Origin of the sequence: Micromonospora pattaloongensis (assembly GCF_900107255.1) — a bacterium.
GTDB classification, from domain to species: domain Bacteria; phylum Actinomycetota; class Actinomycetes; order Mycobacteriales; family Micromonosporaceae; genus Micromonospora_I; species Micromonospora_I pattaloongensis.
Genome location: NZ_FNPH01000001.1, coordinates 926,260 through 941,121, shown reverse-complemented (window position 1 = coordinate 941,121; position 14,862 = coordinate 926,260). Strand labels below are relative to the sequence as shown.

The following is a 14,862-nucleotide window of genomic DNA, read 5'->3' as shown; positions in this document are numbered from 1 at the left end:
GCTGCACGCCCGCTGTGCGCACGCTGTGGGGCGACGGGTGTTACGTCAGGCGCTGCCGGAAGTACTCGATTGTGCGCCGCAGGCCATCCTCCGGAGTGACCGACGGCTCGTAGCCCAGCCGCGTCCGGGCCAGCGTGAGGTCCGGCCGCCGCATCTCCGGGTCGTCCGCGGTGCGCGTCAGGTACGCCACCTCCGACGTGCTCCCGGCCAGCGCGACGATCCGCTCCGCCAGCTCGCGCATCGACATCTCGTGCTCGGTCCCGCAGTTGATCGGCCCGGTCTCGGTGGAATCGAGCAGCAGCAGAATGCCCCGGACGAGGTCGTCGACGTAGCAGATCGACCGGGTCTGCGCCCCGGTGCCGTGCACCGTGATCGGCTCCCCGCGCAGCGCCTGGCTGATGAAGGTCGGGATCGCGCGGCCGTCGTCCGGCCGCATGCGCGGGCCGTACGTGTTGAAGATCCGGACGATCGCGACGTCGACGCCCCGGTAGCGGTGGTACGCCATCGTGGCGGCCTCGGAGAAGCGCTTGCCCTCGTCGTAGACGCTGCGCACCCCGATCGGGTTGACGTTGCCCCAGTACGTCTCGGTCTGCGGGTGCACCAGCGGGTCGCCGTACGCCTCCGAGGTGGAGGCCATCAGGAACCGCGCGCCGTCGGCGGCGGCCCGGTCGAGCAGGTGCAGGGTCGCCAGCGAGCCGACCCGGAGGATCTCGACCGGCAGTGTGGCGAAGTCCTTCGGGCTGGCCGGGGACGCCATGTGCAGGATCGCGTCGAACCGCGGCGCGATCGCCGGGTGGTGCGCGGGGAGCCCGTCGGAGGCGTCGGCCTCGACGAGCGTGAACCGCGGGTGGTCCGCCAGGTGCGCGACGTTCTCCTTCGATCCGGTCACGAAGTTGTCGAGCGCCACCACCGTGCAACCACGGTCGATGAGGGCGTCGACCACGTGGGACGGCACGAAACCGGCCCCACCGGTGACGAGAATCCGATGACCTTCTCCGAAACGCGGACTAACCACCATGACGGTCAGCCTACCGAGACGGACGGACGGGGCCCATTCGCGATGGACCCCGGGTGGCTGTCGCCACCCGGGGTCCGGTGAGAGGTGCTGCGCCGGTCAGTGGGCGCCGGCGCCGGTCAGGGCGCGGACCTCCAGCTCCGCGTACTTCTCGTCGTCACTCTCCTTCGAGATCACCGTGCCGATCCAGCCGCAGAGGAAGCCGAACGGGATCGAGATGATGCCCGGGTTCGACAGCGGGAACCACTGCCAGTCGGAGTTCGGGAACATCGCCGTCGGCGCGCCCGAGACCACCGGAGAGAAGAACACCAGCAGTACGGCGCTGAGCAGACCGCCGTAGATCGCCCACACCGCGCCGGAGGTGTTGAACCGCTTCCAGAACAGGCTGTAGAGGATCGCCGGCAGGTTGCCGGAGGCGGCGACCGCGAACGCGAGCGCCACCAGGAACGCCACGTTCAGGTTCTGCGCGAAGATCGACAGCACGATCGAGATCGCGCCGATCACGAAGGCCGAGATCCGTGCGACGCTCACCTCCTGCCGTTCGGACGCCTGGCCCCGCTTCACGACGTTCGCGTAGAAGTCGTGGGCGAGGCTGGACGACGACGCCAGGGTGAGTCCGGCGACCACGGCGAGAATGGTGGCGAAGGCGACCGCCGCGATGATCGCCAGGAGCGTGGCCCCGCCGATGTCACCGCCGAGGAAGTCGACGCCGAGCGCCTGCGCCAGCTGCGGAGCCGCGGTGTTGCCGGCCTTGTCCTGCGCGGTGATCGCATCCTTGCCCACCAGGGCCGCCGCGCCGAAGCCCAGCGCCAGCGTGAACAGGTAGAACACGCCGATGATGCCGATCGCCCAGAGCACGCTCTTGCGGGCCGCCTTCGCGGTCGGGACCGTGTAGAAGCGGATCAGGATGTGCGGCAGGCCGGCGGTGCCGAGCACCAGCGCGATGCCGAGCGACAGCAGGTCGACCTTGCTGTAGAAGGTCTTCAGCGCGTCGCCGCTCTCCACGCCGTACCGCAGACCGGGTTCGAGGAACGCGTTCCCCTTGCCGGAGGCGGCGGCCGCGTCGCCGAGGAGCGCCGAGAGATTGAACTTGTAGTGCGCGAGCACCAGCAGCGTCATGATCAGCGCGCCGCTCATCAGCAGGAACGCCTTGACGATCTGGACGTACGTGGTGCCCTTCATCCCGCCGACCGTGACGTAGATGATCATTAGGGCGCCGACCAGGATGATCGTGGCGATCTTCGCGGCGTCGGCGTCCATGCCGAGGAACGTGGTCCCGGGACGGATGCCGAGCAACAGCGCCACGAGCGCGCCCGCGCCGACCATCTGCGCCAGCAGATAGAAGATCGACACCGTGATGGTCGAGACGGCGGCGGCGGTGCGCACCGGCCGCTGCCGCATCCGGAACGCGAGCACGTCCGCCATCGTGTACTTGCCGGAGTTACGCAGCAGCTCGGCGACGAGCAGCAGCGCGACCAGCCACGCGACCAGGAACCCGATCGAGTAGAGGAAGCCGTCGTAGCCGTACAGGGCGATGATGCCGGCGATGCCGAGGAACGACGCGGCCGACATGTAGTCGCCGCCGATCGCCATGCCGTTCTGGAAGCCGGAGAACGAGCGGCCGCCGGCGTAGAAGTCCGCCGCGCTCTTGGTCTGCCGGCTCGCCCAGAGGGTGATGCCGAGCGTCACCGCGACGAAGAGCAGGAAGAGCGTGATGGTCAGCGTGCGGGCGGTGCCGTTGGTGGCCTCCGCGGCGAGCAGGATTTTCATCGCGCGGCACCTTCGCTTTCGAGCTCCGCCCGGATCCGGTCGGCCACCGGGTCCAGCTTGCGTTCGGCGTACCGGGAGTAGAGCCAGGCGATCAGGAACGTGGAGACGAACTGGAGCAGGCCGAATACGAGCGCCACGTTGATGTTTCCGACCAGCTTCACGCTCATGAAGCCGCGCGCGTACGCCGAGAGGATCACGTACAGCGCGTACCAGAGGAAGAACGCCACGGTCATCGGGAAGACGAAGCCGCGCAGCGCCTTGCGGAGCCCCGCGAACTCGTCCGATGCCTGCACGGCGAGGTGCCGTTCCGGGCTGATCGGCGTCGTGCCGGCGTCGGCCGCGGCGGTCTCGGTCGCGCCGCCGTCGGGCGCGGCGGTTGTGCCGGCGTCGGCCGCGCCCTCGGGCGCGGTCGCGTCGGGGGCGTCGGTGCTCATGCCGTCACCTCACAGGGGGCCTCGGCGGCGAGAGGGATTATCGGGATGCGCGTGCCTGTTCGCTGGTGCGCACTCACGCGGTTCACCACCTTCATCGGACTACGGTTTTGGCGCACCGTAGGAAGGCGGGAGACGGCGGGGGTAGCAGCGATGGCGGTGCGGCGGCCGGATGCGCCGAACGGCCCCCTGGCTGCGCCGAGTGACCCAGCTCACGCCGCTCACCGGCGCGCCGGCGCCGCCCCTGCATAAACGATCCGTGCGCGATCTCCGCGTCGGCACTGACACCGTGGGCGCCACTGCCGCCATCCTGGAAGCTCGGACCGCCGCCAAGAAAATCTATGACGAACGTACTAGACATCCTTGCCGCGACTAGCTAGTGTTCCTGGCGTTGACAGAAGAGATCCGAGAAAGACGCAGACGAGTCAGACCGAGCGTCAAGCAGGGCCCGGAACCATTTCGTGGCTCGCTCGGCACGGCGGTGGAAGTACGCATCACCGCACGCAGCAAGGCAAGGCACGTGGAAGGTAAGCCCTGATGTAGGTCCAGGTCAGGGCAAAGCAGGCGGGGCGATGCTGATTGAGCGCCCGGCCTGGCAGGACAGTTCGCCGCACGTGTGCGGGGCCATGAAGTTGCGTGGGGCTTCGACACCGGCGGACAGCACCACAGCACCACAGATATCGGAAGCAGAGGAAAGGGAGGGCTGAACACCGTTGGATCGCCCGCCGCCAGGACGCAGTTCCAACTCTGGCGCGGACACCGCAGTTTCCATCGAACGAGAGGTGGTCTCCGGTCACGCTTACGCGATCCTCGCACCCCACGCCGCCGACGGCGGCAGGTGCGGATACGACAACCCGACGAACCTGTCGGTAGATGGTGTTTTCGACCCGTAACCCTGGGCCCCGGCGCTCTCGCGCCGGGGCCCTCGTCATGGAGAGATGTATATGGCCCAACCCGATGACATGTTCGGCGACGACGACTACCCCGCCTACACGATGGGCCGCGCTGCGGAGATCACCGGCGCCTCGCCGGATTTCCTGCGCCGGCTGGACGAGGCGAAGCTGATCACCCCGTCCCGGTCATCCGGCGGGCACCGCCGCTACTCCCGCTACCAGTTGCGCCTCGCCGCCCGGGCTCGCGAGATGGTCGACCAAGGCACCCCTCTGGAAGCCGCCTGCCGGATCATCATTCTCGAGGACCAGCTCGAAGAAGCCCTTCGGCAGAACGAGAATTACCAGCGGCAACAAGAAGCCGGCGCCTGACCCAGTTCGCCTCACGGTCCTTCTCCGCCACGAGAGGGACCGTTTGTCGCACTCTCTCCGCTGATCTGAGCGCAGAGCGCACCGCCCAGACAGGTGACCTCCTGCCGGCTCGCCCCGCTCGCCAGGCCACTACCCGCGCCGTAGCACTACCGGCACCGCCCCGACCTGCACCGATCGCAGCACCGCCGACGTCACGCACTCGTGGCGTCGGCTACCGCCGTTTGGCGAACTCCACGAACGCCCGCCACGCGTCCGGACCGAACGTCAGCATCGGCCCCTGCCGGTCCTTGGCATCCCGCACGAGGACGACCTCGTGGAGGTTGTCCGCGACCTCCACACAGGACCCGCCGTTGGTGCCGGAACGAGTCGACTTCCGCCACCGCGCCGGGTTCAGGTCCACTTCTCCACAGCTCCCTTGATCAGGTCGGCGGACTGTTGGCGTCGGCTACCGCCGTTTGGCGAACTCCACGAACGCCCGCCACGCGTCCGGACCGAACGTCAGCATCGGCCCCTGCCGGTCCTTGGTGTCCCGCACGAGGACGACCTCGTGGAGGTTGTCCGCGACCTCCACACAGGACCCGCCGTTGCCGCTGGAACGGCTCGATTTCCGCCACCGGGCGCGGTTCAGGTCCATGTCCTCGCCACTTCCTTCACCAGCTCTAGTGATTGGCGCCGTGACAGTCGCCGTCGATATCAGCCATCGCCGAGGGTAGTGGTGCGCTGACCGGCCTGTCAGCCCGCGAGCTCCCGGTACCGGCCGCGGTAGTGCAGCAACGGCGGCTCGTCGGCGCCGATCTCGACGGTCTCGATGGTCGCCTCCACGAGCAGTGCCCAGCCGTACTCCCGCGCGCTGTCCAGGCGGCATCCGGCCCAGGTCGTCACCCCGCCGGGCACCGGCCCGTACGGCGTGCGCGTCCAGTCGCCGCCCGCGAACAGCCCGCCGGGGGCCGGGAACAGCCCGGCGAACTGGTCCGCGAGCTGGCGGTGCGGCGGCCCGAGCGGCGCGATCGCGAAGCGCCCCGACTCGGACACCGCCTCCCACACCTCCGACTCGTCGTCGATCAGGCCGAGTAGCCGCCCCGGGTCGCCGTCCACCACCAGGGTGGAGGAGACGGTGAGACCGGCCGGCGCGGCGGAGTTGTCGTACGCGGTCCAGAGCGTGACCGGCGCGGCGAGCCGGCCCCGCAGCCGGCGCAGCGGCGACCGGGCCTGTTCCGGGGTGGCGAACGGATCGGTGCCGTGGATCTGCGCACCGGGTTCGGGCTGATTCACGTGAAACATTCCCCCGTCTCAGCGTCGCGGCGTGACCGTCTGCAGCAGTTCCGGCATGCGCCGGTCGAGCACGTCACCGGCGAGGTACGTGCCGAGCGCGGCCGCGCCGACGCCGTACGCCAGGCCGACGGGCAGGGCCAGCCAGAACCACACCTCGCCGAGCAACGCGGTGGCGATCACCATCGGCATGGCGGCGGCCCCGGCCCCCACCATGGCCAGCAGGCTGAGCAGGCTGCGGGCCATGCCGGCGCCGCTGTTCATGGCGAACGGGTTGGAGGTCTCGGGCAGGGCGTAGGCGCCGAACACGGAGACGAAGAGCGTGATCGCGAGCCCGGCGCCGTACGCGGCGAAGAGCGTGCCGGCGGCGACGCCGATCCAGGCCGGCTCGCGCAGGAAGAGCCCGAGGACGATCGAGATGGCGACGAGCAGCGGCACGATGTAGATCGAGTACGCGACCAGCCGCGCGCGCAGTTCCACCTTGCCCGGCACCCCGGCGATCACGTTGGCCGCGTACGCGCTGCCGTCGAAGCCGAACTGGTTGGCGAGGCTGAGAGCCGCGAGCATGCCGACGAAGAGCATCGAGAGGCCGACCAGCGTCGGCGAGGCGTCGAAGTCGTTCTGCCCGTCCATCAGGCCCTTGCCGCCGACGTTCGCCATCACGGGCACGAAGATTCCGACGACCGCGAAGGTGATCAGACTGGCCCGGCGCCGCGTGTCCCGCCACCAGTACCGCAGCTCGCGCGCCACCAGCGCGCCGTACCGGTCGCGGGACAGCCACCGCGTGCCACGCGGGAAGAGCCGCGCCACCGGCTGCCCGGGCAGCCCGGCCTCCGGTCGCACCCGCCCGGTCGCCGCGGTGCCGACCATCGCCGACTCCAGCGACCGCGACCACCACGCGAGCAGGGCGGCGATCGTCACCGCGGTGATCGCCAACTTCAGCGGCACCGCCCAGGCCCGCCCCTCGACCACGTCCATCCCGACCGTGTACGGGGCGGCGAGCGGCGTCCAGCCGATCACCCGTGCCACCCCGCTCAGCCGCTGCCAGTCGGCGTTGTTCACGGCGCTCATCACGGCGATCTGCAGCGGGCCGAGGAGGGCGGCGAGCACGGCGAGCAGGACCGCGGCCAGGTCACGCACCCGGCGGGAACGCAGCAGCGTGGCGAAGGCGCTGGTCACCGCGCGGCTGACGGCGACGCAGAGGAGCAGCCCGGCGACGATCCCGACGGCCTGCGCCGCGGCGGCGCCCGCGCCGCCGAGCAGGGCGGCCGAGACCACGATCCCGCCGGTGCCGAGGAAGGTGGCGATCGCGGGAACGCCGATCAGCGCCGCGAGGAACATGCCGCTCACGAGGGTGCGCCGACGCAGCGGCAGAAGCGCGAAGCGCGCCGGGTCGAGCGTCTCGTCGACGCCGAAGAAGACCAGCGGCAGGAACAGCCAGCCCAGCACGATCAGCCCACCCGCGAACGCGGCCGTCAACCCGGCGAACTCGGTGTTGTCGGCCAGGCCGGGCGCGGCGAGCAGCAGAAACGCGGTCCCGGCGAACCAGAGCCCGACCAGGACCCCGACCACGAAGAGCGCGATCCGCCAGCCCTGCCCGCGGAAGTTGTTGCCCATCACCCGCAGCTTCAGCCGGACGAAGTGGCGGGGGGAGACCCGCCGCACCGGCGCGCCCGACGAGGCGGCGGCGTTCACCGGGACAGCCACGCCAGCTCCTCGCCGGTCGCGGTCCGACCGCCGACCACCTCGACGAAGACCTCCTCCAGCGCACGGTCCCCGCGTACCTCGTCGAGGGTGCCGACCCGCTTGATGGTGCCGGCGGCGAGGATCGCCACGTGCGAGCAGAGCCGCTCGACCACCTCCATGACATGGCTGGAGAAGACCACCGTGCCGCCCCCGGCGACGTACCGCTGGAGGATGTCCCGGATCAGCGCGGCCGACACCGGATCGACCGCCTCGAACGGCTCGTCCAGCACGAGCAGCCGGGGACCGTGCAGCAGCGCGCAGGCCAGGCCGATCTTCTTCTTCATGCCGGCCGAGTAGTCCACCACCAGGGTCCGCCCGGCGTCGCCGAGCGCGAGCACGTCGAGCAGTTCGGCCGCCCGCTGGTCCACCACCGTCGGGTCCATGCCGCGCAGCAGCCCGTGGTACGCCAGCAGCTCCGCCCCGGTGAGGCGGTCGAAGAGGCGTACGCCGTCGGGCATGACGCCGAGCAGCTGCTTCGCGTGGACCGGGTCGGCCCACACGTCGTGCCCGAGCACCCGGGCGCTCCCGGCGTCCGGCCGGAGCAGCCCGACCGCCATCGACAGGGTGGTGGTCTTGCCGGCGCCGTTCGGGCCGAGCAGGCCGTAGAAGGAACCGGTCGGGACGTCCAGGTCGACACCCGCCACCGCCACCTTGCTGTCAAAGCGCTTCGCCAGGCCGCGCAGGGCGAGAGCCGGGTGCTCACCAGTCATGGGTCCGACCGTATCCGGCGCAGGCCACGTGACACTCCGGCAGGGGGATGGTCTCCCGTCATACCCCAGATGTACGAGGGCCGCGTGCGCCTGGCGGACGGGACAGCACGTTCGCGGATCGCGTGCAACCGCACGCCACGGTCACGGGTGACAGAGGCAGGATCTCGACCGGGGAGGCGCGTTGGACAGAGACGAGGGGTTCGAGGAGTTCTATCGGACCACCAGACATCGGGTCGTCACGGTGCTGTACGCACTCGGCGGTGACCTGAGCGAGGCCCAGGACGCGGCGCAGGAGGCCTACGTGCGGGCGTGGCAGCGCTGGTCACAGATCCCCGCCGGCCGGAGGACCCGCTTGTCATCATCGACTCGGGTTTCGCCGGCGACGAGTCGCTTCTGATCGGTTCGAACGTCGAGGGCACGCAGAGCCGCTGGCTCTTCGTCCGGCAGGGCGACCTGGTGGCGGAGGTCTGGCTGAAAGGCCCGGACGCCCCGGCCGAGGCGCGGCGGACCGGGCAACGCGCGGCCGAGCGGCTCTGTGCCGGCACCGACGCTGCTGACGTCCCGGCCGTTGCCAGCGCCCCCTCCTTACAGCCGCAGGGCCTCGGGCGCGTGGAGGCGGAGCATGGTGGCGCCGACGTCGGCCGGGGCGCGCCGGCGGGTCGCCATCGAGACCGCCACCATCACGGTGAAGGCCAGCGGCACCGTCCAGGCGGCCGGCTGCGCGATGAGCGTGGCCGGCCAGCCGGACAGCGGCGGGCCGAGCACCGTCACCAGCACGGCCCCGACAGCGGCCCCGCCGCCGACCAGCACCCCGGCGGCGGCGCCGAGGTCGGTCAGCCCGCGCCACCAGATGCCGAGCACCAGCAGCGGGCAGAAGCTGGACGCGGCGACCGCGAACGCGAGCCCGACCACCTGCGAGACGTTCAGCCCGGAGACGTTGAGCGCGAGCACCGCGGGCACCGCGCCGGCGATGACCGTGGCCAGCCGGAAGCCGCGTACCGAACCCCGGCCGAGCACGTCCGTCGAGATCACCCCGGCGACGCTGGTGAGCAGCCCGGAGGAGGTGGAGAGGAAGGCCGCGAACGCGCCGGCCGCGACCAGCGCCGCGAGCAGCCGGCCGGTGGTGCCGTCGCCGAGCGCGGCGCCGGGCAGCAGCACCACCACCGCGTCGGTCTGCCCGGTGACCAGCAGTTGCGGGGTGTAGATGCGGCCGAGCACCCCGTAGATGGTGGGCAGCAGGTAGAAGGCGCCGACCATCGCGAGCACCACCAGCGTGGTGCGGCGGGCGGCGGCGCCGTCCGGGTTGGTGTAGAAGCGCACCAGCACGTGCGGCAGCCCCATGGTGCCGAGGAAGGTCGCCAGGATCAGCGAGTACGTGGCGAACAGGCCGCGGTCGTCGGCCCCGGCGGTGCTGGGCAGCAGCCAATCGGACGCGTCGGTAGCCACTCCGGAGACCGCCGGCACCGGGTCGCCGGCGGCGAACGTCAGCTCGTCGCCGGGGCGTACCTCCCGGGTCTGGCCGTCGGACAGGGCGAGCGTCGCCGGGTGCTCGACCACCACGGTGGTCGCGGTCCGGAACGCCGGCCCGTCGGGCGGGGTCACCGCCGGGCGGGCGTCGGCCTGCCACTGCAGCGCCAGGAAGATCGCGGGTACGGCGAGCGCGGTCAGCTTGAGCCAGTACTGGAAGGCCTGCACGAAGGTGATCGCCCGCATGCCGCCGAGCGCCACGTTCGCGGTGACCACGGCGGCCACGACCAGAGCGCCCACCGGGTACGGCGAGCCGGCCACCGTGGCCAGGGTGAGCCCCGCCCCCTGCAACTGCGGCACCAGATAGAGCCAGCCGATGAAGATCACGAACGCGGTGGCCAGGGTGCGCAGCCGCCGCGAGCCGAGCCGCACCTCGCAGAAGTCGGGCAGGGTGAACGCGCCGGAGCGGCGCAGCGGTGCGGCCACGAAGAGCAGCAGGGCGAGGTAGCCGGCGGCGAAGCCGACCGGGTACCAGAGCACGTCGACGCCGTACTTGAGGATGAGGCCGGCGATGCCGAGGAAGCTCGCTGCGGAGAGGTACTCGCCGCCGATCGCGGCGGCGTTCCAGGTCGGACTGACCGCGCGGGAGGCGACCAGGAAGTCCGAGGTGGTGCGGGCCAGTCGCAGGCCGTAGAAGCCGATGGCGACGGTGACCAGGGTGACCGCCACGATCGCCGGCACGAGGTAGGGGTTCGGCACGGTCAGCGCTCCGGCCGCCGCACCAGCGCGGTGAAGTCCTGTTCGTTGCGTTCGGCGAGCCGCACGAAGATCCATCCCACTGCGACGAGCAACGGGAAGGCGGCGACGCCGAGCAGCAGCCACGGCAGGTTGATCCCGAAGAGCGTGGCGGTGCCGACCGCCGGGGCGACCGCGAACAGCAGCGGCAGCCCGCCCAGCCCGATGGCGACGACGAGCGACAACCGCAGCGCCAGGGCGAGCTGCGCGCGGACCAGACCGCGGACGAGCGCCTCCCCGACCCGGGTCTGCTCGGCGAGCTCCGTGCGGGTCCGGTCGGAGTCTCCGCGGTCGCGCGTCACCTCGGCCAGCACCAGTCGGGTCCGCCGGGGCGGGGTGACCGCGCCGGCGGACCCGCTCCGATCAGGGGGTCCGGCCATGCCGGCAGTCTCACCTACTCCCGGCCGATGTCAAGCTCCGCGCGGTTGTGCACAACCTGTGGATAACGGTGGACCCCTGTGGATAACCCTGTGAACCGCCGAAGGGTCCCTCCCGGAACGGGACGTTGTAGCTGAAGTGATGCGCTACTTGCTCCAGTCCTGTTTGGCCGCGCGCACCAGCTTGTCCTTCAGCTCACGCGTGTGCCGGCGGGAGACCGGCAACTGGGCGCCGTCCACCACGACCACGTAACCGGAGTTGGCCAGCCGCAGCTCCGCGATGAGCCGCAGCTGCACCAGGTACGACCGGTGGATCCGGACGAACCCGGCGTCGGCCCACCGCTCCGCGAGCGTCGCGAGCGGCACTCGGACCAGGTGCGACCCCTCCGAGGTGTGCAACCGGGCGTAGTCGCCCTGGGCCTCCACCCACCGCACCGCGGAGCGGGGCAGCATCCGCGTGCTGCCGGCCAGCTCGATCGGGATCGTCGGATCCTCCTCGGCCCGCGCGAGCGCGGCGGGGTGCGTCGGGACCACCCGCGAGCTGACCACCCGGCGCAGCGACTCGGCGAGCCGTTCGGCCCGCACCGGCTTGCGTACGTAATCGGTCACGCCCAGGTCGAAGGCGTCGACGGCGCCGTCGTCGTACGCGGTGACGAAGACGATCGCGGGCGGGCGTGCGAAGCGCCGCAGCAACCGCGCCAGTTCCATGCCGTCCAGACCGGGCATCCGGATGTCGAGGAAGACGGCGTCGACGTCGTTGTCGCGCAGCACCCGCAGCGCGTCGGTGGCGTCCGACGCGGTGTGCAGCCGGGCCACCCGAGGGTCGGCGCGGAGCAGGTAGGCCAGCTCGTCGAGGGCGGGCGGCTCGTCGTCGACGGCCAGCACCCGGAGGAAGGCGGTCACCACGGCACTCTCCGTTCGCGTCGTCACCGGCCGGTCCGTACGCCCGCGTGGAATTTCGGCACCCGCATGCTCACCCGTGTCCCCGCCCCCAGACCGGTCTCCACGACGAGACCGAACTGATCGCCGAAGACCGAGCGCAACCGCTCGTCTACGTTGGACAGACCGACGTGCTGGCCGGAGTCCTCACCGGCGTCGGCCGCCAGATCCGAGATCCCCGCCGCCAGCACCGCCGGGTCCATGCCGACCCCGTCGTCCTCGACGGTGATGTGGCACTCGGCCCCGGCGTCACGCGCCTCGATGCTCACCATACCGACGCCGGGCTTTCGCGACAGCCCGTGCCGCACCGCGTTCTCCACCAGCGGCTGCAGGCAGAGGAACGGCACGCTCACCGGCAGCACCTCCGGAGCGATCTGCAACCGGACCTGCAGGCGGTCGCCGAAGCGCGCGCGTTCGATCGTCAGGTAGCGGTCGATGGAGCGCAGCTCCTCGGCGAGCGTGGTGAACTCGCCGTGCGCCCGGAACGAGTAGCGGGTGAACTCCGCGAACTCGAGGATCAGATCGCGGGCGCGCTCGGGGTCGGTGCGGACGAAGGACGCGATCGCGGTGAGCGCGTTGTAGATGAAGTGCGGGCTGATCTGGGCGCGCAGCGCCCGCACCTCGGCGCGGGCCAGCCGTTCGCGGGACGAGTCCAGCTCCGCCAGCGCGAGTTGGGTACCCGCCCAGCGCGCCGTCTCCAGGGTCGCCTGCACCAGCCCGGGGGCCGGCTGGTCGTCGGCGATCGCGACCAGCGCGGCGACCGGCTTGCCGTCCGGGCCGGTCACGGGCGCGACCACCGCGCCACGTACGGCGCAGTCGATCCGGTCGCAGTCGAGCTCCGACTGCCGCAGCACCGTCGACCGGTGCGCGGCCAGCGCCCGCCGGGCGGCGGCCACCACCTGCCCGGCGTGGTGCGCGCCGTCACCGTCGACCGCCAGCACCTCGACGCGGTCCACCAACGCCAGGCCGGGCGCCCCGACCAGGGTGCGCAGGTGGCGTACCGCCTTCGCGGCCCCCGCCCGGGTCAGCCCGGCGCGCAGCGGCTCGGCGGCCAGCCCGGCGGTGTGCAGCACGTCATACGTCGCCCGCTGGGTGGCGGTGGCGATGCCGCGCCGCCCCCGCAACCGGACGACCGCGAAGACCGCCGCGGCCAACGCGCTGACCAGCGCCAGCACGGCGACCGACGCCGACAGATTCCCACCCACGCACAGATCTTGACGGGTGCGTGGGCAATAGCCAAGGGGTCGTCAGTACGCGCCCTTGCGGGCCAGCACGACGCCGATCGTGCGCCACAGGATGCTCAGGTCGTACGCGAGCGACCAGTTGTCGACGTAGTAGAGGTCGAGCCGGACCGCCTCGTCCCAGGAGAGATCGGAGCGGCCGGAGACCTGCCACAGCCCGGTCATGCCCGGCCGGACCAGCAGCCGCCGCCGCACGTCGCCGAGGAAGTCGCCGTCGTCGGCCGGCAGCGGTCGCGGCCCGACCAGCGACATCTCGCCCTTCAGCACGTTGATCAGCTGGGGCAGCTCGTCGAGGGAGCTGGCACGCAGGAAGCGGCCGACCGGGAAGACCCGCGGGTCCTGCCTGATCTTGAACAGCATCCCGTCGGTCTCGTTCTGGTCGACGAGCGCGGCGAGCCGGTCCTCGGCGTCCACGTACATGGTCCGGAACTTCCAGACCCGGAACGTGCGCCCCTCGTGCCCCACCCGCGGCTGCCGGAAGAAGACCGGGCCCGGGTCGGAGATGCGGATCGCGATCGCGATCGCGGCGAAGACCGGCAGGAGCACCAGCAGCCCGAGGCCGGCGGCGACCCGGTCCATCAGGTTCTTGGCCAGCAGCGCCGGCCCGGACAGGGTCGGCTCCTCGACGTGCAGCAGCGGCAGGCCCTCGATGGGCCGGATGTGCACCCGCGGGCCCGCGATGTCGGTCAGCTGCGGCGCGACCACGAGGTCGACGCCGCTGCCCTCCAGCTGCCAGGCCAGCCGGCGCAGCTCCCCGGGCTCCGCGCTCGCCGACCCGCAGACCGCGATCGTGTCGGCGCCGACCTCGCGGACCAGCGCCAGGACGTCGCGGCCGGAGTACACCGGGACCGGCGTCTCGATCCCGCGGGCCGCCGCGTAGCCGTCGGTGAGATGGATGGCGACCGGGATCAGCCCGGCCGCCGGGCTGCGGGTGACCGCGGTGTGCACCTCGAGCGCCTCGGGGAGCGTGCCGACCAGCACCATCCGGTGGGCGGCGTAGCCGGCGCGCCGGCGGATGATGTGCAGCAGCAGCCGGGCGACGGCGCGCCCGTACAGGATGAACATCATCGCGCCGACCAACGCGGTGGCGACGGAGAGCCGGGACAGGTTGGTCTTGGTGGAGAAGGCGAGGAACGACACGCTCGCCGCCACCGTCACGGCGGCGCGGATCACCCGCTTGAACTCGTCGGTCCCGAGCCCCAGGTAGCGCCGGTCGTAGGCGCGGTTGCCCCAGAGCACGACCAGCCAACCGAGCGGCAGCAGCAGGTAGGTGACGGTGTGGAACCAGGTGGCGTCCTTGTCCGCGTCCGTGAAGCCCGCGGTGGCCTTCTCGAACAACGAGATGGAGAGCCAGCTCGCGAGCACGGCCGCGGCGAAGTCGAGGACGAGCAGGATCGCGATGTAGGGGCGGTGCCAGCGGGAGACGCGTCGTCGCGTACGGGACCACGCGGAGCGGGGCACACCGTTATGCGCCGGCGGCGGCGGGGCCTGGATCTCGAAGCTGTCGACGTGGCGCACGGTGTTGTTGCTCCGGCCTGTGGTGGTTCCCGGGCGATGGAGGCTCGTCGTCACCTCACCCATGTCCTCCCGCGTGACACGTGCCGCCCAGTTGCCGTGAAGGCTCGGGTCGCCCACGGGCCAAGTCTCGCACGGGCCCCGCGTGGGGGCGAAAACCGAAGAGACCTCAAGCCCCACCGACGATTGGTGGGATCCGCCGGCTTCTGCGGCTGAAGCACTGGGACCGGGCAACTATACCGATGGCAGAGCGGGAAAAAAGCCTCCGTTGTGCACCGGTTCATCGCCGTGCGCGCGGTTCTCCACATGTCGTACCGGTGTGGTC

The 14,862-nt window shown here is 71.3% G+C and carries 14 protein-coding genes and 1 pseudogene; 2 read left to right on the top strand and 13 right to left on the bottom strand.

The genetic code is table 11. From position 1 onward, the window contains the following. Positions 1–40: 40 nt before the first annotated feature. The 3 genes from BLW47_RS04560 to BLW47_RS04550 form a co-directional block, all read right to left on the bottom strand. Positions 41–1,018, bottom strand: a complete 978-nt coding sequence (locus BLW47_RS04560) for a UDP-glucuronic acid decarboxylase family protein (protein ID WP_091551681.1) — start codon at positions 1,016–1,018, stop codon at positions 41–43. 96 nt (positions 1,019–1,114) lie between these two features. Then, positions 1,115–2,785 (bottom strand): solute symporter family protein, encoded by a 1,671-nt coding sequence (locus tag BLW47_RS04555; RefSeq protein WP_091551678.1) that lies wholly within the window; start codon positions 2,783–2,785, stop codon positions 1,115–1,117. Continuing rightward, entirely contained in the window at positions 2,782–3,219 is a 438-nt protein-coding gene (locus BLW47_RS04550; protein WP_091551676.1) for a DUF485 domain-containing protein, read from the bottom strand. The genes BLW47_RS04555 and BLW47_RS04550 overlap by 4 nt, the downstream gene beginning before the upstream one ends. Before the next feature lie 941 nt (positions 3,220–4,160). On the opposite strand from BLW47_RS04550, the gene BLW47_RS04545 reads away from it, so the two are divergent. Beyond that, on the top strand, positions 4,161–4,478 hold the full coding sequence (locus BLW47_RS04545) for a helix-turn-helix domain-containing protein (protein ID WP_091552556.1): 318 nt from the start codon (positions 4,161–4,163) through the stop codon (positions 4,476–4,478). A 211-nt stretch (positions 4,479–4,689) separates the two neighbouring features. On the opposite strand, the gene BLW47_RS04540 is transcribed toward BLW47_RS04545, so the two are convergent. The 5 genes and pseudogenes from BLW47_RS04540 to BLW47_RS04520 all read right to left on the bottom strand — a co-directional run bounded on the left by BLW47_RS04540 (position 4,690) and on the right by BLW47_RS04520 (position 8,203). Further along, a complete protein-coding gene (locus BLW47_RS04540) occupies positions 4,690–4,878 on the bottom strand; it encodes a DUF397 domain-containing protein (RefSeq protein WP_175543494.1) in 189 nt (62 codons plus the stop codon). Positions 4,879–4,923: 45 nt separating this feature from the next. Then, the gene (locus BLW47_RS04535; RefSeq protein ID WP_091551674.1) at positions 4,924–5,112 is read right to left on the bottom strand and encodes a DUF397 domain-containing protein; all 189 of its coding nucleotides are present in this window, start codon (positions 5,110–5,112) and stop codon (positions 4,924–4,926) included. A gap of 98 nt (positions 5,113–5,210) precedes the next feature. After that, positions 5,211–5,768 (bottom strand): annotated as a pseudogene (locus BLW47_RS04530) (flavin reductase family protein); the annotation flags it as partial. Beyond that, positions 5,769–7,442, bottom strand: a complete 1,674-nt coding sequence (locus BLW47_RS04525; RefSeq protein ID WP_091551668.1) for an ABC transporter permease — start codon at positions 7,440–7,442, stop codon at positions 5,769–5,771. Continuing rightward, the gene (locus BLW47_RS04520; protein ID WP_091551665.1) at positions 7,439–8,203 is read right to left on the bottom strand and encodes an ABC transporter ATP-binding protein; all 765 of its coding nucleotides are present in this window, start codon (positions 8,201–8,203) and stop codon (positions 7,439–7,441) included. Before BLW47_RS04520 ends, BLW47_RS04525 begins: the two co-directional genes overlap by 4 nt. 181 nt (positions 8,204–8,384) lie before the next feature. Between BLW47_RS04520 and BLW47_RS25505 the strand changes: the two genes are divergently transcribed. Beyond that, positions 8,385–8,600 (top strand): sigma factor, encoded by a 216-nt coding sequence (locus BLW47_RS25505; RefSeq protein ID WP_281247230.1) that lies wholly within the window; start codon positions 8,385–8,387, stop codon positions 8,598–8,600. A gap of 188 nt (positions 8,601–8,788) precedes the next feature. Here the strand turns inward: BLW47_RS25505 and BLW47_RS04505 are convergent, their stop codons facing one another. From BLW47_RS04505 to BLW47_RS04485, 5 genes are all read right to left on the bottom strand, one after another. After that, positions 8,789–10,429 carry a sodium/solute symporter gene (locus BLW47_RS04505; RefSeq protein ID WP_091551663.1) on the bottom strand — a complete coding sequence of 547 codons (1,641 nt, stop codon included), beginning with the start codon at positions 10,427–10,429 and terminating at the stop codon, positions 8,789–8,791. A 2-nt stretch (positions 10,430–10,431) separates the two neighbouring features. Further along, on the bottom strand, positions 10,432–10,845 hold the full coding sequence (locus tag BLW47_RS04500) for a DUF485 domain-containing protein (protein ID WP_091551660.1): 414 nt from the start codon (positions 10,843–10,845) through the stop codon (positions 10,432–10,434). Positions 10,846–10,989: 144 nt separating this feature from the next. Beyond that, positions 10,990–11,745, bottom strand: a complete 756-nt coding sequence (locus tag BLW47_RS04495) for a LytR/AlgR family response regulator transcription factor (RefSeq protein ID WP_091552551.1) — start codon at positions 11,743–11,745, stop codon at positions 10,990–10,992. Positions 11,746–11,768: 23 nt separating this feature from the next. Further along, positions 11,769–12,986 (bottom strand): sensor histidine kinase, encoded by a 1,218-nt coding sequence (locus BLW47_RS04490; RefSeq protein WP_091551657.1) that lies wholly within the window; start codon positions 12,984–12,986, stop codon positions 11,769–11,771. 42 nt (positions 12,987–13,028) lie between these two features. Continuing rightward, positions 13,029–14,540 (bottom strand): sugar transferase, encoded by a 1,512-nt coding sequence (locus BLW47_RS04485; protein WP_245736337.1) that lies wholly within the window; start codon positions 14,538–14,540, stop codon positions 13,029–13,031. Positions 14,541–14,862: the final 322 nt, after the last annotated feature.

What these genes read in the sequence shown, in the direction of transcription:
- BLW47_RS04560 (WP_091551681.1), bottom strand. Translation starts at nt 1,018, where the DNA reads ATGGTGGTTAGTCCGCGTTTCGGAGAAGGTCATCGGATTCTCGTCACC.
- BLW47_RS04555 (WP_091551678.1), bottom strand. Translation starts at nt 2,785, where the DNA reads ATGAAAATCCTGCTCGCCGCGGAGGCCACCAACGGCACCGCCCGCACG.
- BLW47_RS04550 (WP_091551676.1), bottom strand. Translation starts at nt 3,219, where the DNA reads ATGAGCACCGACGCCCCCGACGCGACCGCGCCCGAGGGCGCGGCCGAC.
- BLW47_RS04545 (WP_091552556.1), top strand. Translation starts at nt 4,161, where the DNA reads ATGGCCCAACCCGATGACATGTTCGGCGACGACGACTACCCCGCCTAC.
- BLW47_RS04535 (WP_091551674.1), bottom strand. Translation starts at nt 5,112, where the DNA reads ATGGACCTGAACCGCGCCCGGTGGCGGAAATCGAGCCGTTCCAGCGGC.
- BLW47_RS04520 (WP_091551665.1), bottom strand. Translation starts at nt 8,203, where the DNA reads ATGACTGGTGAGCACCCGGCTCTCGCCCTGCGCGGCCTGGCGAAGCGC.
- BLW47_RS04500 (WP_091551660.1), bottom strand. Translation starts at nt 10,845, where the DNA reads ATGGCCGGACCCCCTGATCGGAGCGGGTCCGCCGGCGCGGTCACCCCG.